Origin of the sequence: Oryzobacter terrae (assembly GCF_042756445.1) — a bacterium.
Classification (GTDB): domain Bacteria; phylum Actinomycetota; class Actinomycetes; order Actinomycetales; family Dermatophilaceae; genus Oryzobacter; species Oryzobacter terrae.
In genome coordinates this window covers 2545802-2567064 of the sequence record NZ_CP170578.1, presented here as the reverse complement: position 1 = coordinate 2567064, position 21263 = coordinate 2545802, and the positions used below count along the sequence as shown (strand labels likewise).

Below are 21263 nucleotides of genomic sequence, written 5' to 3'. Positions count from 1 at the left end.
GCGTGCACCACCGGCGCCTCCCGGCGTCAGGGGTCCTCGTTAGGGTGGGCCGGTGCGCATCGCCACCTGGAACGTCAACTCGATCCGCTCCCGCATCGACCGCGTCGAGGCCTGGCTCCAGCGCTCCGACGTCGACGTCCTCCTCATGCAGGAGACCAAGGCCACCGACGCGCAGTTTCCCTTCGACCGGCTCCGGGCGCTCGGCTACGAGGTCGCGCACCACGGCCTGAACCAGTGGAACGGGGTCGCGGTCCTCTCGCGCGTCGGCCTCGACGACGTCCAGGCCGGCTTCGCGGGCGACCCGGGCTGGGGCGAGCCGGTCGTGTCCGAGGCGCGCTCCATCGGGGCGACGTGCGGCGGGGTCCGGCTGTGGTCGGTCTACGTCCCCAACGGCCGCGCCCTCGACGACCCACACATGGCCTACAAGCTCGCCTGGCTGCGGCAGCTGCGCGACCGTGCCGTCGAGTGGGCCGCCGACGGCACGCCCGTCGCGCTGTGCGGCGACTGGAACATCGCACCGCAGGACGAGGACGTGTGGTCGATGGAGTACTACCTCGACAAGAGCCACGTCTCACCGCCCGAGCGCGCGGCGTTCAACGCCTTCCTCGACGCCGGCTTCGTCGACGTCGTGCGCCCGCACACCGAGCCGGGCACCTTCACGTACTGGGACTACCAGCGCCTGGCCTTCCAGAAGAAGCGCGGGATGAGGATCGACTTCGTCCTCGGCTCACCGTCGTTCGCGGCGCGGGTCGCCGGCGCGGTCATCGACCGCGAGGAGCGCAAGGGCACCGGAGCGAGCGACCACGCGCCGGTCCTGGTCCAGCTCGACGCCTGACCGGCGGCCCCGGCCACCGTCCGGGGGCTTCCGGAGCGTCACACCCCGGGGTTACCGTGCCGGGATGACGCGCCGACCCCACGAGACCGTGGCCACGGTCCTCGTCGAGCCCGCGGTGCTGGCCGAGCTCGAGGTGGCCCTCATGCACCTCGACCTGCGCGTCTGGCCGATGGCGACGGCCCCGATCTGCGAGGACGGCCCGCGGCAGGCGTTCCAGTACCGCCGCCGGACCCTGCTCGCCCGGCGGGGTGAGTGGGACGACGCCGAGCACTGGGTCCCGGTGTGGGTGTCGTTCGGGTCGTCGTGGCGCCACGGCGAGGAGCCGCTGCCGTGGGCCGCCCACCGGGCCCTCTGGGACGCCCTCGAGGGCTACGCCGGCCACGTCCACTACCGGCGTCGGCTCACCGGGGTCGCCCCGCTGCCGGTGCCCGTCGGCCCCGACGGGCAGGGCGCGGCCCCCGTCGTCAGGCGCGAGCGATGATGCCCGCCGCGTAGGCCGCCTGCCCGGCGTGCTGGGTGATGTCGTTGACGACGCTGACGAGGCGGACCGCGAGGGTGACCGGCGGGTCCCAGCTGTCGTCGACGACGCGGTCGAGCTCGTCGTCCGGCAGGCCGTCGAGCATCGCGCCCACGGCGTCCTGGACGGCGTCGTGGTAGCCACGCAGGTCGGCGGCGGCGACCCGGACGGCGAGGACATCGTCGTACGTATGCCCGTAGCCGTGGTCGTCGGGCGCGAAGGGCAGGCCGAAGCGGTCGTACCAGCCGCCGGCGGTCCACACCTGCTCGCGGTCGAAGGCCCGCGCGGTGTGGTCGTCGAGGATCCGCGTCAGGTGCCAGGTGAGCCAGGCGACGGTGTTGGCCCCGGGCGCCGGTGGGTCGGCGAGGCGGTCCTCGGGTGTCTCGTCGAGCACCGAGCCGACGGTCTCCCTCACCCGCGAGAAGGTGTCCCGGACCAGCTCTGCCGACGTCGCCATGGGCGTGACGCTACTCCGCGGTGACGGGGCGCTCGCGGCGCCGGACCCCGAGGGTGAGCGAGGCGAGGGCGCCGAGCCCGGCGGCGATCGCGGCCCCGCGGAAGACCCACGCCACCTGGAGCACCGCGGCGTCGCGCAGGGCCTCGGTGTCGGTGGGGTCGACCAGCCCACCGACCTCGGCGTAGTACTGATGGAGGCCGATCGCGGTCAGCAGGGCGACGCCGACGACCATCCCCACCATCCGGGCGACGACGACGAGCGCCGATGCCGTGCCGTGCGACTCGACCGACGCCTCCGCCAGCGCGGCGTCGTTGACCGGCGCCAGGGCCAGCCCGATGCCGAGGCCGGTGAGGGCGAGGACGAGGGTCGAGGCGACGTCCTCGAGCGAGCCGCGGCCCCACGTCGTCATCACGGCGAGCCCGATCGCGGCCAGGGCCAGCCCCGTTCCCGCGACGACGCCGGGCCCGGTCACCCGCAGCGCCCAGCCACCGGCGAGCGCCCCGACCGGGACGGCGACGAGGAAGCGGACGAGGACGAGCGCGGCCTCGGTCTGGCTCGAGGTGTGGACGAGGCGGGCGAGGAGCGGGACGTCGACGACGACGGCGACCAGGGCGACACCGACGAGCACGGACACGACGAGGGCCCCGACGAGGCGGCCGCGGACCAGTCCGCGCGGGACGAGGGGTGAGGCCGACCTGCGGTGGTGCGCCACGTAGGCCACGACGAGGAGGGCGGCGACCGGGAGCAGGGCGTACCCGAGCGGGCCGACGACCTCGCGCTCGGGCTCGGCCGCGGCGAAGGTCAGGACCACGCAGCCGAGCGCCCCGCCGACGAGGACGGCGCCGAGGAGGTCGGCCCGGCGCAGCAGCGCCCAGCCACCGCGGCCGGCGACGACGAGGGTGACGACGAGGAGCCCGAGCCCCACGAGGCCGATGGGCGTCGCGAGCCGGGAGGTCGCACCGCCGAACGGCACGAAGGGCAGCCCGAGCGACACGCTCGTGACGAGGGCGTCGGGAGCGGTGAGGGCCAGCCCGAGCACGGCCGCGGTCACGGCGCCGAGGACGACCGGCACGACCCGCGGACGCCCCAGGCCGCCTCCTCCGGTGACGACGACGGCCGCCGCGAGGACCACCCCGAGGACCGCGTTGAGCCAGAAGATCGCCCGCCAGTCGGCGACGACGAGGACGAGCGCGCCGAGGACGGGCCCGAGGACCGAGCCGAGCTCCTGCACCGCGCCGACGACCCCGAGCGGGACCCCTCGGCGGTCGGCGGGCCAGAGCTGCGCGACGATCGCGAGGGTCGCCGGGACGAGCCCGCCTCCTCCGACGCCCTGGACGACGCGGCCGGCGACGAGCACCGGCAGCTCGACCGCGAGCGCGGTGAGCACCGACCCGACGACGAACACCGCGAGGCAGCCGAGGAGCACCTTCTGCCGGTCGACGAGGTCGGCGAGGCGCCCGATGAGCGGCAGGACCGCGACGTACCCGAGGAGGAAGCCGGAGATGATCGGGGTAGCCCGCTGGAGGGAGTCGATGCCGACCCCGACGCCGCGCATCATGTCGGTGAGGGCGAGGACGACGACGTAGGTGTCGGCGGCGGCGAGCGAGACGGCGACCGCGGCGGTCGCGAGGAGGGCCCTAGGGGCGGGTGACCTCAACAGGCTTCCCGTAGTCGCTGAGCGTGAGGACGTAGGTCGCCGTCGTCCCGGGGAAGAACGGGCCCTTGAGCGAGGCCGTGCGCAGCTGGCCCTGCGCCGTGAGCCCGAAGGAGACCGTGAAGGTGCCGGTGCCGTCGCCGAGGTGGAACAGGTCCTCGACGCGCTGGCCGGCGAGGGTGCCGTCGACCTTGTCGAGGACCTCGCGGCCGGCGCGGGTCTGCCCCGCGTCCGTGGTGGCGGTGGCCTCGGTGAGGAGCGAGGAGATGCCCTTGACCGGGTCGAAGAACAGGGCCGGGTTCGGCGCGTCGAGCGTGGCGAGGTCGGTCTCCACGTAGCCGGGGGTGAAGAACTTCATGTACGCCGTCTCGCCGATGCAGATGAGGTCGACGGTGCCCGCGACGCCCTCGATGGTGCCGGTGATGGTGCCCTGGAACTTCGGCTCGGTCGCGTCGATGACGCCGGATCCCTTCGCCGCGGTGACGCCGTTCTCGCGGGGTGGCACGTCGCGGCTCGTGAGGTCGAGGGCGACGGTCCCGGCGGCGTCGAAGGCGGCCTTGGCCGCGGCGAGCCGCTCGGCCGGCGACGTCGTCGGGGCCTCCTCCGCGCCCGAGCAGCCGGCGAGCACGAGGGCCAGGCCGGCGACGGCGAGGGCGGAGCGACGGCGCATGCCGGTCAGGCTAACCCGCGCCCGCGTGCTTCCCACCGGAGACCCGCCCCTCCCACGAGACGGCTTCCGGTGGGAAGGGCGGGGGGCGGGGCGGTCAGGTGAGGGTGAGGCCGGCCTCGCCGAGGTCGACCGTGACCGTGTCGCCGTCGCGGACGTCGCCCGCGAGCAACGCCCGGGCCAGCCGGTCGCCGATCTCGCGCTGGACGAGCCGGCGCAGCGGACGGGCGCCGTACGCCGGGTCGTAGCCCTGCTCGGCCAGCCAGGCTTTCGCGGGGTCGGTGACCTCGAGGGTGACCCGGCGGTCGCGCAGCCGCGTCGCGAGGGCCCGCACCTGGAGGTCGACGATCCGGCTCAGCTCACCCGTCGTCAGGGCGTCGAAGACGACGACCTCGTCGAGCCGGTTGAGGAACTCGGGCTTGAAGGCCTGGCGCACCGTGGCCATGACGGCCTCGCGCTGGTCGCCGGGCTCCATCGTCGGGTCGACGAGGTACTGGGAGCCGAGGTTCGAGGTCATGACGAGGATGACGTTGCGGAAGTCGACCGTGCGCCCCTGCCCGTCGGTGAGCCGCCCGTCGTCGAGGACCTGGAGCAGGATGTCGAAGGTCTCGGGGTGCGCCTTCTCGACCTCGTCGAGGAGCACGACCGAGTACGGGCGGCGGCGCACGGCCTCGGTGAGCTGGCCGCCCTCCTCGTACCCGACGTAGCCGGGCGGCGCCCCGATGAGGCGGGCGACGGCGTGCCGCTCGGAGTACTCGGACATGTCGATGCGCACCATGGCGCGCTCGTCGTCGAAGAGGAAGTCGGCGAGCGACTTCGCCAGCTCGGTCTTGCCGACGCCGGTCGGCCCGAGGAAGAGGAAGGACCCCGTGGGCCGGTCGGGGTCGGCGATGCCGGCCCGCGAGCGCCGCACGGCGTCGGACACCGCGCGGACCGCGTCGGCCTGGCCGATGAGGCGCGCGCCGATGATCGACTCCATCGAGAGCAGCTTCTCGGTCTCGCCCTGGAGCAGCCGCCCGGCGGGGATGCCGGTCCACGCGGAGATGACCTCGGCGATGTCGTCGGCACCGACCCGCTCCTTGACCATGAGGTCGCTGGTGTCGATCTCGGACTCGGCCTGCTGGGCCTCCTCGACGTCCTTCTCGAGCGCGGGGATCTCGCCGTAGAGGACGCGCGACGCGCCCTCGTAGTCGCCCTCGCGCTGGAGGCGCTCGGCGCGGGTGCGCAGGTCGTCGAGGCGGGCCTTGAGCTCACCGAGCCGGTTGAGGCCGGACTTCTCCGCTTCCCAGCGAGCCGTGAGGGAGGAGAGCTCCTCGGTCTTGTCGGCGAGGTCGGCGCGCAGCCGCTCGAGGCGCTCGACCGACGCGTCGTCGGTCTCCTTCGCCAGGTGCAGCTCCTCCATCCGGAGGCGGTCGACGGCCCGGCGGAGGACGTCGATCTCGACCGGGCTGGAGTCGATCTCCATCCGCAGCCGCGACGCCGCCTCGTCGACGAGGTCGATCGCCTTGTCCGGGAGCTGGCGCCCGCTGATGTACCGGTCGGACAGCGAGGCCGCGGCGACGAGCGCCGAGTCCTCGATCTCGACCTTGTGGTGCGCCTCGTAGCGCTCCTTGAGGCCGCGCAGGATGGCGATGGTGTCCTCGACCGAGGGCTCGCCGACGTAGACCTGCTGGAAGCGGCGCTCGAGGGCCGGGTCCTTCTCGACGTGCTCGCGGAACTCGTCGAGCGTCGTGGCGCCGACGAGGCGCAGCTCGCCCCGGGCGAGCATCGGCTTGAGCATGTTGCTCGCGTCCATCGCCGACTCGCCGGTGGCGCCCGCACCGACGACGGTGTGCAGCTCGTCGATGAAGGTGACGACCTGGCCGTCGGAGGCCTTGATCTCCTCGAGGACGGCCTTGAGGCGCTCCTCGAACTCGCCGCGGTACTTCGCCCCGGCGACCATCGCGCCGAGGTCGAGGGCGATGAGCCGCTTGCCGCGCAGCGACTCGGGGACGTCGCCGTCGACGATGCGCTGGGCCAGCCCCTCGACGACGGCGGTCTTGCCGACGCCGGGCTCGCCGATGAGGACGGGGTTGTTCTTCGTGCGCCGGCTGAGGACCTGCACGACCCGGCGGATCTCGGAGTCGCGCCCGATGACGGGGTCGAGCCGGCCGTCTCGTGCCATCTCGGTGAGGTCGGTGCCGTACTTCTGCAGCGCCTCCCCCGCCTCCTGCGGGTCCTCGCTCGTGACGGTCGCACCGCCGCGCAGGCGGTCGAGCTCGGCCTCCAGGCCCGTCGCGTCGCCCTGGACCGCCCCCTTCTCGAGCAGCGCGAGGAGGAGCACGTCGGTGGACAGGTGGGTGTCGCCACGGGCGGCCATGAGGGTCGAGGCGTGCTGGAGGACGGCGAGCGCCGCCTGCCCCAGACCCGGGGTCGCGACGGTCGACCCGCTGCTGCGCGGCAGGCCTGCGAGGACCCCGCGGGCAGCCGAGGCGACGCCCTCGGCGCTCGTGCCGGCCGCGGTGAGCAGGGCGGGCGTGGTCGTGTTCTCCTGCTCGGCGAGGGCCAGCGCGAGGTGCGAGGGGGTGATCTCGGCGTGACCGGCGCTCTGCGCCGCACGCTGGGCGACGGCGAGCGCCTCGGCCACGCGGGTCGTGGGCTTCAGCTCCATGCAGGGACTCCTCCGGGACGTGACGGTTTCATCAGGGGCAACCCGTCCAGAGTTGAGTGTATTCCACTCAACTCCGTGCTCCCGGCGGGGATCCCCGCCGGGTCTGTCAGGGGTCGACGACCGGGGGGTTGCGCGGCTCGGGGTCGTACCAGCCGCCGTGATCGGCGACGAGCGCCTCGAACCGGTCGCGCAGGCCCCCCTCGACGGGGCCGGACTCGTCGCCGACGTTCTCCTCACGGACGTAGACAGCCCACTCGTGGTCCTCGGAGTCGTCCTCGCCCGACAGCGCCTCGCGGATGACGCGCACCTCGGTGAAGCCCTCGTCGGAGAGCTCGGCCGCGACCTCGTCGGCGACGTCCTTGTCGGGGAAGACCAGCAGGTGCTCGCTCACGCCCCGAGCATCGCACGCGCGACCACCGGCCCGGCGGACCACCGGCCGGGCGCCGGCCGGGCGCCGGTCCAGCGCCGTGCCGGTCAGCAGGTCGCGGAGATCGGCGCGGCCGAGTCGTCGGCCGGGATGCTCGGCGAGGCGGTCGACGAGGGGGTGTCCGACGGGGACGGGCTCGACGAGGGCGACGTCGACGGCGAGGACGACGGGCTCGCCTGCGGCGCCCGGACGGCCGTGTCGACGAGGGCGCGGATCTTCTCGAAGTCCGGGCTGGCCGGGCGCACGACCTTGCTCGTCACGGGGAGCGAGCGGATCGAGTCGCCCTTCTGGATCCTGATGACGAGCTCGACCCACGCCTGGAGCTCGCTCTGCGGGATGCTGACCCGCACGTTGTCGCGCACCGCCTGGGCGATCTGCGGGTAGCGCGCGAACATCGACACCGGGTCGGCCTGCTCGAGCAGGGCCCCGGCCACGCACCGCTGGCGCCGCATCCGGCTGAAGTCGTCGCTGCCGGCGCGCGACCGGGCGTACCAGAGGGCGTGGCGGCCGTCGAGCTCCTGCAGCCCCGGCTCGATCCACTCCTCGCGGTCACCCGTCCACCGGATGCCGCCGTCGGGGCGCGAGGAGCACTCGACGCACACCCGCTCGGTGACGTTGACCTCGACACCGCCCATCGCGTCGACGAGGGAGCGGAAGCCGCGCAGGTCGATGACGACGGAGCGCTGGATGTCGAGGCCGGTGATCTCGCCGAGGACGTCGATCGTCGAGGTGAGGCCGGGGTTGGGGTCGTCGGGGAAGAGGTCGGGGTGGTCGGTGGCCAGGGTCCAGATGCCGTTCATCAGGCACGCGTCGCCGCAGTCGTACCCGTTGGGCCACAGCCGGCTCAACGGGTTGCTCGCGGGGATGGGGACGTTCTCGAGGTTGCGCGGGATGCCGATGAGGAGGGCGTCGCCGGTCCGGGTGTCGATGCTGGCGACCATCATCGAGTCGGTGCGCACGCCGATGCGGTCGCGACCGGCGTCGGAGCCGAGGAGCGCGATGTTGACCCGCGGGATGTCGGCCCAGGGGTCGGGCTGTTCGGGGTCCGCGACGTGCCCCTCGCCGAAGCCGTCGGAGAAGACGTCCTGGACGAGGTCGGACTGGACGTCCGAGTAGCGCACCGCGAGGACCGCCGGCGCGGCCACGACGAGACACATGAGCAGGGCGAACAGGCCTCTGGCCCAACGCCCCTCGCGCCGACGTGGCCACGCCTGCTGCGCGGTGAGCACGATCGAGCCGATCCACACGACCGCGCCGACCGCGACGCCGACGCCGATGACCTGCAGCGCGGTGGTGTTGACGGCCGTGTCGAGCGCGGTCTTCAGCACGCCGCCACGGGCCACGGACCAGGCGACCCAGCCGACGAGGGCGAGGGCCCCGAGGAGGAGCACCCAGCCGAGCGCCCTCCAGCGGGTCCGCAGCAGGCCGGCGCCGGGGACCAGGGTGCCGAGCGCGACGCGCCCGTAGTACGACCCGGGCGGCTCGCGCCGGGCGGCACGCCTCATCGGCGGATCGGGCTCTCCCGTCCGCCGGGACGACCGGGGCGGGTCGTCATCGGGCATGGCCCACCATCGCTCTCGGCAGGTCCGGCCGCGCGTCCGGGCGGACCGCGCGATCGCGTCGAGGGACAAGATAGACGCACCGGCTGGGTCCTCGGCAGCACCTCGGGCCCGCCACGGCCGCGGCGCAACCCGGCCGCGCTCCCTCGACGCGGTCGTCGGGGCCCGCGGCCGGGGCGCCGCCACCGTCCGGTCACGTGGTCGAATGGGTCCATGACCAGCACGGGAACCCGTCCGGACGTCGAGCGCTCCGACCGGCTGCGGCAGGTCGCGGTCACCCTCGCCGAGCTGTTCTGCGTCATCGGGACGCTCGTCGGCGTCGGGGTGATCGGTACCCGCGTCGAGGAGTCGTCCGGTGGCGCGCTCGCGGCCGACGCGACGCTGCTCGCCCCCGCCGGGCCGGCGTTCTCGATCTGGAGCGTCATCTACCTCGGGCTGCTCGGCTACACCGTGTGGCAGTGGCTCCCCGAGCAGGCCACCGACCGCCGGCACCGGGCGACCGGCTGGCTCGCCGCGGCCTCGATGGTCCTCAACGCGCTGTGGCTCCTCGTGACCCAGCAGGGCTGGATCTGGGTCAGCGTCGGCGTCATCGCCGCCCTCGTCGTGACGCTCGGCCTCCTCGTCCGCCGCCTCACCGAGAACCCCTCGTACGGCACACCCGAGACCGTGCTCGTCGACGGCACCTTCGGCCTCTACCTCGGCTGGGTGGCGGTCGCGACGTGCGCCAACGTCACCGCCGCCTTCGTGGCGAGCGGGGTCGACCCCGGGCCGACCGTCGCCGCGGCGCTCGGCGTGGCGGTCCTCGCCGTCGCCGCCTGGGTCGGGCGCGAGCTGGCCCTGCGCCTCGACGGGCGCTGGGCGGTCGCCGTCGCGATGGCGTGGGGCCTGGGGTGGATCGCCTACGGGCGCGCGGCCGCCGAGCCGCGCTCGGTCGTCGTCGGGCTCGCGGCCCTCGTCGCGGCGCTCGTCGTCCTGTCCGCCGCCGCGAAGGTGCAGCGCGACCGCGCCGTCTGAGGTCGGGCTCCGCCGGCCGGAGGGTGCGTCGACGTGCGCCACGCCGTCCTCCGCCGGCCGCGGTGGGCCGTCGAAGGTCGTGCCCGACACGTCACGCAAACCCCCGATCGCCGGAGCCCCCGCGCAGGATGGGGTATGGCCCACCGACCCGAGAACCCCCGCCCGTCCTCGTCCCTGACTCGCCGCGGCGCCCTCACGCTCGCCGCCGCCTCGGCCCTCGTGGCCGCCCCGAGCGCCGCCTCCGCGTCGGCCGCCGTGGGGTCGCGGCACGACCGCCGCCCGGCCCGGCTCCCCGAGACCGTCGCCCTGCCCGACGGCCTGCGGCCCGAGGGGATCACGTCCGGGCCCGGTACCCGCTTCTACGTCGGCTCCCTCGCCGACGGCCGGATCGTCACGGGCGACCTGCGGCGCGAGGGCACATCGGTGCTGCTCGCCGGCGCCACGGGTCGCCAGATCCGCGGGCTGTTCCGCGACCCCCGCTCGGGTCTCGTCTGGGCGGCCGGCAACGTCGGCGCCGTCGGCCACGTGTGGGCGGTGGACGGCCGGACGGGCGCCGTGGTCGCCGATGTCGTCGTCCCCGGTGCCGTCTTCCTCAACGACCTCGTCGTGACGCGCCGGGCCGTGTGGGTGACCGACTCCCGGCTGAAGGTCGACCGGCTCACGGCGATCCGGGTCGACCGTCGCGGCCAGCCGACCGGGTCCGCCCCGGAGTTCCTGCCGCTGACCGGCGACTGGCCGGCCGGCGACGGGACCGCGGTGAACGCCAACGGGATCCGCGCGCTCGCCGACGGCTCCCTCGTCCTCAACAACAGCGCGACGGGCGGGCTCTTCGCGGTCGACCCCCGCACCGGCGTCGCCCGCGAGATCCCCGTGGTGGGCGGGCCTGGGCTCACCGGTGGCGACGGCCTCGTCCTCGCCGGGAGCACCCTCTACGACGTCCGGGGCAGCGGCCAGGCCGAGGTCTCGGTGCTGCGGCTGCGCGAGGGGCGCGACGGCCGGACGGCCCACTGGCACGGGGCGCTCACCGACGAGACGCTCGACGTCCCCTCGACCGCGACCCTGGCCGGCGGCTCCCTCTGGGCCGTCAACGCCCGCTTCGGCGTCGCGTCGCCCGAGACCGCCTCCTACTGGGTGACCCGCCTCCCGCTCCGCCCCTGACCCCGGGACGCCCCGCCGCCGTACCACCATCGACCAATAGGTCACATCAGGGACACCGCGCCCGTACCCAGATCGACCGATAGGTCACATCAGGTACACCGCGCCCGTACCCAGATCGACCGATAGGTCACATCGGGGACACGTCGCCCGTACCGACATCGACCAATAGGTCACATCAGGGACACGGAGCCCGTACCCAGAGTGACCTATTGGTCGATCGTGGTACGGGGTGGCCGGACCTGACGTGACCTATCGGTCGTGTCGGGGTCGGGCGGACGGGGTCCACACGACGAGGGCCTGCGAGCGGGGGTGGCGCGGGCGCTCGCCGAGCCGCGCAGCGTAGACGTCACCGGAGGGCGACACCGAGAACACCCGGGTGCCCCCACCGGCGGACGCGCGGACGGCGTCGAGCTCGGCGGCGAGCTCGACGACCCGCGCGCGCAGGGCCGTCACCTGGTTCTCGAGCTCGAGGATCCGGGCGATGCCCGAGAGGGAGACGCCCTCCTCCTGCGAGAGCCGCTGCACCTCGCGGAGGAGGGCGACGTCGCGCTGGGAGTACCGGCGGCCGCCGCCGCGGGTGCGCGAGGGGGTGACGAGGCCGAGCCGGTCGTACTGGCGCAGGGTCTGCGCGTGCATCCCCGCGAGCTCGGCCGCGACCGAGATGACGAAGACGGGGGTCTCGTCGTCGGGGGCGAACGCGGAGCGGTCGACGGGGGTCACGGCGGGCGCCCTCAGGTCTCGGCGCGCGTGAAGAGCTCGGCGCGCGGGTCGAGGTCGGCCTCCTCCGCGGCGAGCGCCTCGAGGGCCTCGCGGGCGGTGTCGGTGAGCCGCTGCGGGACGATGACGCTCACCCGGGCGAGGAGGTCGCCGGTGCCGTGGCGCCCGGCGACCCCGCGCCCCTTGACCCGCAGCACGCGGCCGCTCGGCGTGCCCGGTGCGACCTTGACGCGCACCGACGAGCCGTCGAGGGTCGGGACGCGCACCGTGGCGCCGAGCGCGGCCTCGGCGAAGGTGACGGGCAGGTCGACGGTGAGGTCGTCGCCGTCGCGGCCGAACACCGGGTGCTTCTCGACCGAGACGCTGAGCATGAGGTCGCCGCGCGGGGCACCGGGGTCGCCCTCGGCGCCCTTGCCGCGCAGCCGGATCTTCTGCCCGTCCTTGACGCCCGCCGGGATCTTCGTCGTGATCCGCCCTCCCTCGGCGGTCTGCAGCGTCACGGTCGCGCCCTCGACGGCGTCGCGGAAGCTCAGCGTCGTGCGGGCCTGGACGTCGGCGCCCCGGCGAGGCCCGCGCGGAGCGCCGAACCCGGAGAACGGATCGCCCCCGCCACGTCCTCCCGGTGCACCGGCCCCACCGCGGAACATCTGCGCCAGGAGGTCGTCGAGGTCGGGCTGCCCCGCCCCGCCCGGGCCCCCGGCGCCGCCCGTGGAGAAGCGCACCCGCTGGCCGTCGCCCCCGAAGGCGGAGAAGACGTCCTCGAACCCGCCGGCACCACCGGGGCCACCGGCACGGAAGCGGGCGCCGCCGCCCGCCATCGAGCGGACGGCGTCGTACTCCTGGCGCTGCTTCTTGTCGGCGAGGACCGCGTGGGCCTCGCCGACGTCCTTGAAGCGCTGCTCGGCCGCGGCGTTCCCGGGGTTCTTGTCGGGGTGGTACTGCCGGGCGAGCTTGCGGTAGGCCTTCTTGATGGCCGCGTCGTCGGCGTCCTTGGGGACGCCGAGGATCGCGTAGAAGTCCTTCTCGAACCAGTCCTGGCTGGCCATGGGCGCCTCCTCTCGGCTGCCGTGCTGCGGGGCGTGGACGTGCGGGCGTGGTCGGTGCGACCGGGCGGGAGCCGGTCCGGCGTCAGTCGGGGTCGGCGACCGCGACCCGGGCGGGCCGCAGGACCTGCTCCCCGGCACGGTAGCCGGGCTGGAGCACGGTGACGACGGTCGTCGACGACGCATCGGCCGGCAGGTCGGCGTCGCCCTCGGGCCACGGCGCGTGCATGAGCGCCTCGTGCTGCATCGGGTCGAACGCCTCGCCCTTGGCGCCGAAGCGCTCGAGCCCGTACCGCCCGAGGGAGCCCTCGAGCTTGTCGGCGATCGCCGCGAACGGCCCTCCGACGAGGTCGCCGTGCTCGCGCGCGGCGTCGATGTCGTCGAGGACGGGCAGCATCGACTCGAGGACGTCGCGCACCGCCCGCTCCTGCACGAGGGCGCGGTCGCGGTCGACGCGGCGCTTGTAGTTGACGTACTCGGCCTGGAGTCGCTGGAGGTCGGCCAGCCGCTCGGCCGCGAGCGCGGTGTCGGGGTGTCCCCCACCGGTGCTCGCCGTCGGCGGCTCGTCGCCCGACCCGGCGGGGGTGGCCCCACCGTGCTGGGGGGCCACCTCCTCGCCGTCGTTGACCGACTCGGTGTTGATGGCGTCGTCCGCCGCGTCCTCCGACGCGTCGTCGACGACCTCGCCCTCGAGGGTCAGGTCCTCCGGCACGACGTCGTCGTGCGGGGTGGAGGAGTCGGTCACTTCTTCTCCTCGTCGTCCTCGACGACCTCGGCGTCGACGACGTCGTCGTCGGAGCCGGAGGCGCCGTCGGTGGAGGCGCTGCCGTCGGTCGACTCGGCGCCCGGGACGTCGCCGGACTCGCCCTGCTCGGCGGCTGCGGCGTACATCGCCGCGCCCATCTCCTGGGACTTGGTGTTGAGGTCGTCGATCTTGGCCTGGATGTCGTCGCGCGAGGCGCCGGAGTCGGGCTTGATCGCGTCCTTGAGGGCGACGAGGGCCTCGTCGACCGGGCCGCGCAGCTCGGCCGAGACCTTGTCGCCGGACTCGGCGAGGAACTTCTCGGTGGAGAAGACGAGCGACTCGCCCATGTTGCGGGTCTCGGTCTCCTCGCGGCGGACCTTGTCCTCCTCGGCGTGCGCCTCGGCGTCCTTGACCATCCGCTCGATCTCCTCCTTCGACAGGGCGGACCCGCCGGAGATGGTGATCTTCTGCTCCTTGCCGGTGCCCCGGTCCTTGGCGGACACGTTGACGATGCCGTTGGCGTCGATGTCGAAGGTGACCTCGACCTGCGGGACGCCGCGCGGCGCCGGCGCGATGCCGGAGAGCTCGAAGGTGCCGAGCGGCTTGTTCTGCTGCGCGATCTCGCGCTCGCCCTGGAAGACCTGGATGAGCACCGACGGCTGGTTGTCCTCGGCCGTCGAGAAGACCTCGCTGCGCTTGGTCGGGATGGCGGTGTTGCGCTCGATGAGCTTGGTGAACAGCCCGCCCTTGGTCTCGATGCCGAGCGAGAGCGGGGTGACGTCGATGAGAAGGACGTCCTTGCGCTCGCCCTTGAGGACACCGGCCTGGAGGGACGCGCCGAGGGCGACGACCTCATCGGGGTTGACGCCCTTGTTGGGCTCCTTGCCCCCGGTGAGCTCCTTGACGAGCGCGGTGACGGCCGGCATGCGGGTGGAGCCGCCGACGAGGACGACGTGGTCGATGTCGGACAGGCTGATCCCGGCGTCCTTGATGACGTTCTGGAACGGCTGCTTCGTCCGGTCGAGGAGGTCCTTGGTCATCTGCTCGAACTGCGCGCGGGTCAGCGTCTCGTCGAGGTGGATGGGGCCGTTCTCGGACATCGAGAGGTACTGGAGCGACAGGTTCGTCGAGCTCGCCGACGACAGCTCCTTCTTCGCCTGCTCGGCCGCGTCGCGCAGCCGCTGCATCGCGATCTTGTCCTTGGACAGGTCCACGCCCGAGGAGTTCTTCACCGTGGTGAGGAGGTGGTTGACGACGCGCTCGTCCCAGTCGTCGCCACCGAGCTGGTTGTCGCCGGAGGTGGCGCGGACCTGGATGGTCGAGAAGCCGTCGTCGGGGTCCTTGCCGACCTCGAGGAGCGAGACGTCGAAGGTGCCGCCACCGAGGTCGAAGACGAGGATGAGCTCGTCCTCCTTGCCCTTGTCCAGGCCGTACGCCAGCGCGGCGGCGGTCGGCTCGTTGACGATGCGCAGGACGTTCAGGCCCGCGATCTCGCCGGCCTCCTTGGTCGCCTGGCGCTCGTGGTCGTCGAAGTACGCGGGGACGGTGATGACGGCGTCGGTGACGGTCTCGCCGAGGTAGGACTCCGCGTCGCGCTTGAGCTTCTGGAGGATGCGCGCGCTGATCTCCTGGGCGGTGTACTTCTTGCCGTCGACGTCGTCGGAGCTCCAGTCGGTGCCCATGTGGCGCTTGACGGAGCGGATGGTGCGGTCGGCGTTCGTCACGGCCTGGCGCTTGGCGATCTCGCCGACGAGCACCTCACCGCCCTTGGAGAACGCGACGACCGACGGGGTGGTGCGACCGCCCTCGGCGTTCGCGATGATGGTGGGTTCGCCGCCCTCGAGGACGGCGACGGCGCTGTTCGTGGTGCCGAGGTCGATACCGACTGCACGGGCCATGGTGGCTGCTCCTGACGTTGCTGACTGCGGGTTGAGTGCTTGGGACTCAAGGTAGACCGCCCGCTCGGGTTGACCAAACCGGACGGTCGAAACTTGCGTTCACTCGGCTCAACTCTGCTCCATGCCCTGGTGTTCCCGGACCGGGACCCGGGTTCGAGGGGGCCCGGTCGGGGGGCGTGGCCAGGTGCCGGATGACGCCATCGGGCCATTGCCCCCGCCGTCACCCGCGGAGGAGCGTGGGGTCGGCGCCGCGTCGCGCGCCGCCGCCCACCGACGAAGGAGCCCGCCATGCGACGGACCGTGGTCGCCGTCCTCTCGACCCTCCTGGCCCTCGGCGCCGCCGTCGCCGCCCCCGGCCTCGCCCTCGCCGCGTCCGGCCCGTTCACCGGGACCTGGACCTCGACCGACCTCGACGGCAGCAACCAGTGGGTGACGATCCGCGGCTCCGGGTCTGGCGCCTACAGCGTCTTCCTCTACGACGACTCCGCCACGAACGCCTGTGGAGGGGACCCGGCCAGGTTCGTCGGGGCCGGCCGGGCCGACGGGGCGTTCCTCGACGTCCCCGGCACGCTGACCTGCCTGCCCGGGGGGAACGTCGTCCGGCACCGGATCGGGTTCGGGTTCGAGCTGGTCGACGACACCCTCGTCGACGTCAGCGGGGTGGTGTGGACCCGCGAGTGACCGCCCCGGCCAGCTCGGCCGCGATCCGGTGCCGGAGCGGCTCGTGCCTCGGCCCCAGGGCGTGGTCGGGGCCGTGGAAGTCGGCCGGGTCGTACCGCCAGACCGGGCGCCCCACGTGCTCGGGCGGCTCCCACTCGTAGCGCGGGAAGACGTGGGCGTGGAGGTAGGGGTCGCTGTTGCCGAGGATCTCGAGGTTCACCAGGCGGAAGGCGGGATCGGCTGCGCGGCAGGCGATCTCGACCGGGCGCGGGGGTCAGGGGTCCAGGGCCGGGCGGGTGGGCGGGTGCGGGTCAGGCGCCGGCGGCGTCGAGGGCCCGTTCGGTGAGCTCACGGCCCAGGGCGATCATCTCGGCGGCGCGGTGGAAGTCCATGGTGCGGCAGGCGTCGGAGGGCACGCTGACGAGGACGTCGGGCGGGTTGCTCGCCATCCGGTAGCGGGTGATGAGCGCGGCCATCGTGTCGAAGGAGCGGTTGAAGACCTCGCTCGTCGACAGGTCCTTCGGCGCGGGGAGGTAGTCGGGCGCGACCGGACGCTCTGGCGAGCTGGTCGCCTCCACGACCGAGTCACGTTCTCCCGCAACGGGGCCCGTCGTCTCCGCACCCTCGCGGCCCGGTCCGTCAGGGGTGGCGTGCCCGATGAGCGCGCCGACCCTCGAGGTGAGGGAGCGCACCGACTCGCTGATCGCCGACGCCGACCGCACGGGTGAGGCGGGCTCGATGTCGACGCCGCGGGTGTGCCCCGCTTGCAGGCTCACCGCGATGGTCAGGTCGGACGTGACGGCCGTCGTGGGCTCGATCGGCACCGGGTTCATCAGGCCGCCGTCGACGAGGAGGCGCCCCCCGACGACCACCGGGGTGACGACGCTCGGGATCGCCACCGACGCGCGGATGGCCGTCGCGACGGGGCCGCGCTGGAACCACACCTCGCGCCGGTTGTTGAGGTCGGTGGCGACCGCCGTGAACGGCACCGCGCACTCCTCGATGAGGGCGCCGCCGAGGATGTCCGAGACCTTGCCGATGACCCGCTCCGCCCGGATCGCGCCACCGCCGCCGAGGTTCATGTCGAGCAGCCGCCACACGTCGTACTGGGTCAGGCTCGTCGCCCACTCGGTGTACTCCTCGAGCCGCCCGGCCGCGGTCACCCCGCCGACGAGGGCGCCCATCGAGGTCCCGGCGATCGTCACGATCTCGTGCCCGCGCTCGAGGACGACCTGCACCGCGCCGATGTGCGCGTAGCCCCGGGCTCCCCCGGCCCCGAGCACGAGGGCGACTCGAGATCCCATGGCCGCAGAGTAGCCCCGGAGACGGACCGGTGCGGTGCGGGCGGGCGGGCCGTAGGCTCGGGACGAGGGGTGAGAGGACGAGGCATGGGCAGGCACCCGGCGGCGCGTGGCGGCACCGGGCTCGACCACGCCCACCTGCCTCCGGGCCCGCGCCTTCCCCGACTCGTCCAGAGCGCCGCCCTCCTGCGCTTCCGGCACCGCTTCGTGCCGTGGCTGCACCGCCGCTACGGCGACGTCTTCACCGTGCGCCTCGTCCCGGCGCCCCGGGCCACCGTCTTCTTCACCCGTCCCGACGCCATCCGCGACGTCTTCGCCGGCGACCCCGACGTCTTCCACGCCGGCGAGGCCAACTCCATCCTCGGACCGGTCATGGGCGAGCACTCGCTCCTGCTCGTCGACGGCGCGCAGCACCGGCGCGCCCGACGGCTGCTGATGCCGGCCTTCTCCGGACGGGCGATGCGCGGCTACGAGGACCTCGTGACCGACGTCGCGCGGGCCGAGGTCGCGTCGTGGCGGCCCGGGGTCGAGCTGCGCGCCCTGGACCGGATGAACGCGCTGACCCTCGAGGTCATCCTCCGCGTCGTCTTCGGCGTCACCGACGACGCGCGCCTGGACCGGCTGCGCCCCTCGTCACCGCGACGGTCGACGTCAACCCGGCCGTCCTCCTCGGCGGCCCCTTTCCGGCCCTGCGCCGGGTCGGGATGTGGCGCCGGGCCGCCGAGACGATCCACGAGCTCGACGCCCTCATCCACGCCGAGATCCGCGAGCGCCGCGCCTGTGCCGACCTCGCCGGGCGTGGCGACGTGCTCTCGCGGCTGATCCGGGTCGACGACGGCGGCGACCGCCTCACCGACGCCGAGCTGCGCGACCAGATGGTCACCCTGCTCCTCGCCGGCCACGAGACGACCGCCACCGCGCTCGCCTGGGCGTTGTACGAGGTCGGTCGCTCGCCCGAGCAGCGCGAGCGCGCCCGGACCGCGGCGACCTCGGGTGATGACGCGTGGCTCGAGGCGGTGCTCAAGGAGTCGATGCGCCTGCACCCCGTCATCCCGATGGTCGTGCGCACCCTCAAGGCACCGGCGACGGTCGGGGGCGTCGACCTCCCCGCGGGTGCCACCGTGGCGGCCTCGATCCTCGTCGCCCACGCCCGGCCCGAGAACCACCCCGAGCCCGGCGCGTTCTCGCCCGGGCGCTTCCTCGGCACCAGCCCACCGCCGAACACCTGGCTGCCGTTCGGGGGCGGGGTGCGGCGCTGCATCGGGGCGGGGTTCTCCCTCCTCGAGGGCGTCGCCGTGCTCCGCGAGGTGTTCACCGCGTTCGACGTCGTCGCGGTCGGCGAGGACGAGCCGAGGGTCCGCAACATCACGAGCGTCCCGCGGCACGGAGCGCGTGTCGTCGTCTCGCGCCAGCCGGTGGTCGAGGTCCCCGCGCCCGTCGAGGTCGTCGCGGCCACTCCCGTCGGCTGACCCGACCCGGCGTGGCTCGACCCGGTCCGGTCGCCGCCCGCGATCCGGGGGCGCGCGCGCCCCGGGTGTCGGTGGCCGGTGGCAGGGTCGGCCCATGGAACCGCTGACGTACGCCGACGTCCTCGCCGCCCGCCTCGACGACTGGCGCGTGCTCGCCCAGGGGCTGCACGCGCGCTATCGTTCCCCCGACGTCTCGTCCGGCGCGGCCTTCGTGGCCGCCGCGGTCGGGGCCGCCGGGCCGCACGCCGACCACCTCGACCTCACGCTCGGCCACCGCAGCGTCGTCGTGCGGGCGGCCACCCGCCACGACAGGGGCCTGTGGGTCACCGCCGACGACGTCGCCGCGGCCCACGCGGTCACCGAGGTGGCCCGCGGGCACGGCCTCACTCCCGAGCCGCACCTCCTCGCCCAGCTCGAGCTCGGCCTCGACACGTGGTCGACACCCGAGCAGTCCCGGTTCTGGGCGGCGGTCCTCACCGGCGACGCCGACCACCACCGCGAGGAGGGCGACATCGTCGACCTCGCCCCCGGGCTGCCCCACGTCTGGTTCCAGGACACCGACGCCCACGACGAGCCCCGGCAGCGCTGGCACTGGGACCTGTGGCTCGCCCCCGAGGTCGCCGCCGAGCGCATCGCCGCCGCCGTGGCCGCCGGCGGCACGGTCGTCCACGACTCCGAGGCGCCCTCGTTCACCGTCCTCGCCGACCCCGAGGGGAACAAGGTCTGCATCTGCACGGCCCTCGACCGCGACGGCGGCCCCGAGGACCGCGAGGCCTGAGGACCCTCCCTCGGCGCTCCCGGGTCACCCCGTGGTGGTGACCCGGCCGTCCTCGACGTGCCAGCGCTGGTCGAGGCGGACCCGCTCGAGCAGGCGCCGGTCGTGGCTGACGAGCAGCAGCGCGCCGTCGTAGGAGTCGAGCGCCTCCTCGAGCTGCTCGATCGCGGGGAGGTCGAGGTGGTTCGTCGGCTCGTCGAGGACGAGGAGGTTGACCCCGCGTGCCTGCAGCAGGGCCATCGCCGCCCGGGTCCGCTCGCCGGGCGAGAGCCGGCTGACGAGGCTGGAGACCTGGTCCGCCCTGAGGCCGAACTTCGCGAGCAGGGTGCGGACCTCGGCGGGCGCCATCTGCGGCACCGCTGCCTCGAACGCGTCACCGAGGGACCGCTCCTCGGCCAGCCCGGTCCGGGCCTGGTCGATCTCGCCCACGGCGACCGAGGCGCCGAGGCCGGCCCGGCCGGTGTCCGGCGCGAGCCGCCCCGTGAGGAGGCGGAGCAGGGTCGTCTTGCCGGCGCCGTTGGGACCGGTGACGCCGATCCGGTCGCCGGCGCTGACCTGGAGCGAGGCCGGTCCGAAGGTGAAGGGCCCGAGGGCGGCCGTCACCGCGTCGAGGGTCGCGACGACCGAGCTCGAGCGGGGGGCGCTGCCGATGGTGAAGCGCAGCGCCCACTCCTTGCGCGGCTCCTCGACCTCCTCGAGTCGCGCGATCCGCGACTCCATCTGGCGGACCTTCTGCGCCTGCTTCTCCGACGACTCCGCCTGCGCCCTGCGCCGGATCTTGTCGTTGTCGGGCGACTTCCTCATCGCGTTGCGCACGCCCTGCGAGCTCCACTCCCGCTGGGTGCGGGCGCGGGAGACGAGGTCGGCCTTCCTGTCGGCGAACTCCTCGTAGGCCTCGCGGGCGTGCCGCCGGGCCACGGCGCGCTCGTCGAGGAAGGCGTCGTAGCCGCCGTCGTAGACCGCCACCCGGTGCTGCGCGAGGTCGAGCTCGACGATGCGGGTCACGACCCGCGAGAGGAACTCGCGGTCGTGGGAGACGAGGACGACACCGGACCGCAGGCCCCGCACGAACCCCTCGAGGCGCTCGAGCCCGGCGAGGTCGAGGTCGTTGGTGGGCTCGTCGAGCAGGACGACGTCGAAGCGGCTGAGCAGCAGGGCGGCGAGCGCGGCCCGGGCCGCCTGCCCACCAGAGAGGGACGTCATGAGGGCGCCGGGGTCGACGTCGAGGCCGAGGTCGGCGAGCACCGCCGGGAGCCGTTCGTCGAGGTCCGGCGCACCACTGGCCTGCCAGTGGTCGAGCGCGTGCCCGTAGTCGTCCTCGGCGGAGCGCGACGGGTCGTCCGCACCGAGCGCCTCGGCCGCCCGCTCCATCGCGACCGTGGCCGCGGCGACCCCCGTGCGGCGGGCGACGTAGTGGGCGATGGTCTCGCCCGGCACGCGCTCGTGCTCCTGGGGCAGCCAGCCGACAAAGGCGTCGGTCGGCGCCGCGGCCACGACACCCTCGAGCGGGGCCAGGTCGCCGGCGAGGATCCGCAGCAGGGTGGTCTTGCCGGCCCCGTTGGCGCCGACCACCCCGACGACGTCGCCGGGGGCGACGGTGAGGTCGAGGGAGTCGAAGAGGGTCCGGTGAGCGTGGCCACCGGCGAGGCTCCGGGCGACGAGGGTGGCGCTCATCCGGCGATCGTAGTTTCCGTCAGGGGGCCCGTCCGTACCGGTC

At 74.1% G+C, this 21263-nt stretch carries 21 protein-coding genes; 8 read left to right on the top strand and 13 right to left on the bottom strand.

Features of this window, described 5'->3' with window-relative positions:
- The first annotated feature begins 52 nt into the window (after positions 1–52).
- Both ACFWN3_RS12120 and ACFWN3_RS12115 read left to right on the top strand, forming a co-directional pair.
- A complete protein-coding gene (locus ACFWN3_RS12120) occupies positions 53–835 on the top strand; it encodes an exodeoxyribonuclease III (protein ID WP_377639919.1) in 783 nt (260 codons plus the stop codon).
- Positions 836–899: 64 nt separating this feature from the next.
- A complete protein-coding gene (locus tag ACFWN3_RS12115) occupies positions 900–1316 on the top strand; it encodes a hypothetical protein (RefSeq protein ID WP_377639917.1) in 417 nt (138 codons plus the stop codon).
- Here ACFWN3_RS12115 and ACFWN3_RS12110 read toward each other — a convergent pair.
- From ACFWN3_RS12110 to ACFWN3_RS12085, 6 genes are all read right to left on the bottom strand, one after another.
- Complete coding sequence (locus tag ACFWN3_RS12110) at positions 1300–1809, bottom strand: DinB family protein (protein WP_377639915.1); 510 nt, start codon at positions 1807–1809, stop codon at positions 1300–1302. The two genes, ACFWN3_RS12115 and ACFWN3_RS12110, sit on opposite strands and share 17 nt — an antisense overlap.
- A 10-nt stretch (positions 1810–1819) precedes the next feature.
- The gene (locus ACFWN3_RS12105) at positions 1820–3466 is read right to left on the bottom strand and encodes an MFS transporter (RefSeq protein ID WP_377639913.1); all 1647 of its coding nucleotides are present in this window, start codon (positions 3464–3466) and stop codon (positions 1820–1822) included.
- Positions 3447–4133 carry an LppX_LprAFG lipoprotein gene (locus tag ACFWN3_RS12100; RefSeq protein ID WP_377639911.1) on the bottom strand — a complete coding sequence of 229 codons (687 nt, stop codon included), beginning with the start codon at positions 4131–4133 and terminating at the stop codon, positions 3447–3449. Before ACFWN3_RS12100 ends, ACFWN3_RS12105 begins: the two co-directional genes overlap by 20 nt.
- Before the next feature lie 94 nt (positions 4134–4227).
- The gene (gene clpB, locus ACFWN3_RS12095) at positions 4228–6780 is read right to left on the bottom strand and encodes an ATP-dependent chaperone ClpB (RefSeq protein ID WP_377639909.1); all 2553 of its coding nucleotides are present in this window, start codon (positions 6778–6780) and stop codon (positions 4228–4230) included.
- A 106-nt stretch (positions 6781–6886) separates the two neighbouring features.
- Positions 6887–7171: a hypothetical protein gene (locus tag ACFWN3_RS12090; protein ID WP_377639907.1), complete on the bottom strand. Its 285-nt coding sequence runs from the start codon at positions 7169–7171 to the stop codon at positions 6887–6889.
- Positions 7172–7254: 83 nt separating this feature from the next.
- The gene (locus tag ACFWN3_RS12085) at positions 7255–8712 is read right to left on the bottom strand and encodes an LCP family protein (protein ID WP_377639905.1); all 1458 of its coding nucleotides are present in this window, start codon (positions 8710–8712) and stop codon (positions 7255–7257) included.
- A 267-nt stretch (positions 8713–8979) separates the two neighbouring features.
- Between ACFWN3_RS12085 and ACFWN3_RS12080 the strand changes: the two genes are divergently transcribed.
- The gene (locus ACFWN3_RS12080) at positions 8980–9780 is read left to right on the top strand and encodes a TspO/MBR family protein (RefSeq protein WP_377639903.1); all 801 of its coding nucleotides are present in this window, start codon (positions 8980–8982) and stop codon (positions 9778–9780) included.
- A gap of 135 nt (positions 9781–9915) precedes the next feature.
- Positions 9916–10938: a hypothetical protein gene (locus ACFWN3_RS12075; RefSeq protein WP_377639902.1), complete on the top strand. Its 1023-nt coding sequence runs from the start codon at positions 9916–9918 to the stop codon at positions 10936–10938.
- Between the two features lie 249 nt (positions 10939–11187).
- Here the strand turns inward: ACFWN3_RS12075 and ACFWN3_RS12070 are convergent, their stop codons facing one another.
- The 4 genes from ACFWN3_RS12070 to dnaK all read right to left on the bottom strand — a co-directional run bounded on the left by ACFWN3_RS12070 (position 11188) and on the right by dnaK (position 15341).
- Positions 11188–11658, bottom strand: a complete 471-nt coding sequence (locus ACFWN3_RS12070; RefSeq protein WP_377639900.1) for a heat shock protein transcriptional repressor HspR — start codon at positions 11656–11658, stop codon at positions 11188–11190.
- Between the two features lie 11 nt (positions 11659–11669).
- Complete coding sequence (locus ACFWN3_RS12065; RefSeq protein WP_377639898.1) at positions 11670–12701, bottom strand: DnaJ C-terminal domain-containing protein; 1032 nt, start codon at positions 12699–12701, stop codon at positions 11670–11672.
- 82 nt (positions 12702–12783) lie between these two features.
- On the bottom strand, positions 12784–13443 hold the full coding sequence (gene grpE / locus ACFWN3_RS12060; RefSeq protein ID WP_377639896.1) for a nucleotide exchange factor GrpE: 660 nt from the start codon (positions 13441–13443) through the stop codon (positions 12784–12786).
- Positions 13440–15341, bottom strand: a complete 1902-nt coding sequence (gene dnaK, locus ACFWN3_RS12055) for a molecular chaperone DnaK (RefSeq protein ID WP_377639894.1) — start codon at positions 15339–15341, stop codon at positions 13440–13442. Before dnaK ends, grpE begins: the two co-directional genes overlap by 4 nt.
- Positions 15342–15629: 288 nt before the next feature.
- On the opposite strand from dnaK, the gene ACFWN3_RS12050 reads away from it, so the two are divergent.
- On the top strand, positions 15630–16022 hold the full coding sequence (locus ACFWN3_RS12050; RefSeq protein WP_377639893.1) for a hypothetical protein: 393 nt from the start codon (positions 15630–15632) through the stop codon (positions 16020–16022).
- Here the strand turns inward: ACFWN3_RS12050 and ACFWN3_RS12045 are convergent.
- Together ACFWN3_RS12045 and ACFWN3_RS12040 are read right to left on the bottom strand one after the other, a co-directional pair.
- On the bottom strand, positions 15994–16221 hold the full coding sequence (locus ACFWN3_RS12045; RefSeq protein WP_377639891.1) for a hypothetical protein: 228 nt from the start codon (positions 16219–16221) through the stop codon (positions 15994–15996). The genes ACFWN3_RS12050 and ACFWN3_RS12045 overlap by 29 nt on opposite strands.
- Before the next feature lie 91 nt (positions 16222–16312).
- Positions 16313–17305 (bottom strand): patatin-like phospholipase family protein, encoded by a 993-nt coding sequence (locus tag ACFWN3_RS12040; RefSeq protein WP_377639889.1) that lies wholly within the window; start codon positions 17303–17305, stop codon positions 16313–16315.
- Positions 17306–17389: 84 nt separating this feature from the next.
- On the opposite strand from ACFWN3_RS12040, the gene ACFWN3_RS12035 reads away from it, so the two are divergent.
- From ACFWN3_RS12035 to ACFWN3_RS12025, 3 genes are all read left to right on the top strand, one after another.
- The gene (locus ACFWN3_RS12035; protein WP_377639887.1) at positions 17390–18124 is read left to right on the top strand and encodes a cytochrome P450; all 735 of its coding nucleotides are present in this window, start codon (positions 17390–17392) and stop codon (positions 18122–18124) included.
- The gene (locus ACFWN3_RS12030; RefSeq protein ID WP_377639885.1) at positions 18007–18771 is read left to right on the top strand and encodes a cytochrome P450; all 765 of its coding nucleotides are present in this window, start codon (positions 18007–18009) and stop codon (positions 18769–18771) included. The genes ACFWN3_RS12035 and ACFWN3_RS12030 overlap by 118 nt, the downstream gene beginning before the upstream one ends.
- A 94-nt stretch (positions 18772–18865) precedes the next feature.
- Positions 18866–19549 (top strand): VOC family protein, encoded by a 684-nt coding sequence (locus ACFWN3_RS12025; RefSeq protein ID WP_377639883.1) that lies wholly within the window; start codon positions 18866–18868, stop codon positions 19547–19549.
- A gap of 24 nt (positions 19550–19573) precedes the next feature.
- On the opposite strand, the gene ACFWN3_RS12020 is transcribed toward ACFWN3_RS12025, so the two are convergent.
- The gene (locus ACFWN3_RS12020) at positions 19574–21220 is read right to left on the bottom strand and encodes an ABC-F family ATP-binding cassette domain-containing protein (RefSeq protein WP_377639881.1); all 1647 of its coding nucleotides are present in this window, start codon (positions 21218–21220) and stop codon (positions 19574–19576) included.
- Between the last annotated feature and the right edge of the window lie 43 nt (positions 21221–21263).

Coding starts and splice junctions, on each gene's coding strand:
- ACFWN3_RS12065 (WP_377639898.1), bottom strand. CDS start 12,701: ATGGCCAGCCAGGACTGGTTCGAGAAGGACTTCTACGCGATCCTCGGC.
- ACFWN3_RS12110 (WP_377639915.1), bottom strand. CDS start 1,809: ATGGCGACGTCGGCAGAGCTGGTCCGGGACACCTTCTCGCGGGTGAGG.
- clpB (WP_377639909.1), bottom strand. CDS start 6,780: ATGGAGCTGAAGCCCACGACCCGCGTGGCCGAGGCGCTCGCCGTCGCC.
- ACFWN3_RS12030 (WP_377639885.1), top strand. CDS start 18,007: ATGTGGCGCCGGGCCGCCGAGACGATCCACGAGCTCGACGCCCTCATC.
- dnaK (WP_377639894.1), bottom strand. CDS start 15,341: ATGGCCCGTGCAGTCGGTATCGACCTCGGCACCACGAACAGCGCCGTC.
- ACFWN3_RS12115 (WP_377639917.1), top strand. CDS start 900: ATGACGCGCCGACCCCACGAGACCGTGGCCACGGTCCTCGTCGAGCCC.
- ACFWN3_RS12025 (WP_377639883.1), top strand. CDS start 18,866: ATGGAACCGCTGACGTACGCCGACGTCCTCGCCGCCCGCCTCGACGAC.
- ACFWN3_RS12040 (WP_377639889.1), bottom strand. CDS start 17,305: ATGGGATCTCGAGTCGCCCTCGTGCTCGGGGCCGGGGGAGCCCGGGGC.
- ACFWN3_RS12035 (WP_377639887.1), top strand. CDS start 17,390: ATGGGCAGGCACCCGGCGGCGCGTGGCGGCACCGGGCTCGACCACGCC.
- ACFWN3_RS12020 (WP_377639881.1), bottom strand. CDS start 21,220: ATGAGCGCCACCCTCGTCGCCCGGAGCCTCGCCGGTGGCCACGCTCAC.
- ACFWN3_RS12085 (WP_377639905.1), bottom strand. CDS start 8,712: ATGAGGCGTGCCGCCCGGCGCGAGCCGCCCGGGTCGTACTACGGGCGC.
- ACFWN3_RS12075 (WP_377639902.1), top strand. CDS start 9,916: ATGGCCCACCGACCCGAGAACCCCCGCCCGTCCTCGTCCCTGACTCGC.
- ACFWN3_RS12050 (WP_377639893.1), top strand. CDS start 15,630: ATGCGACGGACCGTGGTCGCCGTCCTCTCGACCCTCCTGGCCCTCGGC.
- ACFWN3_RS12100 (WP_377639911.1), bottom strand. CDS start 4,133: ATGCGCCGTCGCTCCGCCCTCGCCGTCGCCGGCCTGGCCCTCGTGCTC.
- ACFWN3_RS12080 (WP_377639903.1), top strand. CDS start 8,980: ATGACCAGCACGGGAACCCGTCCGGACGTCGAGCGCTCCGACCGGCTG.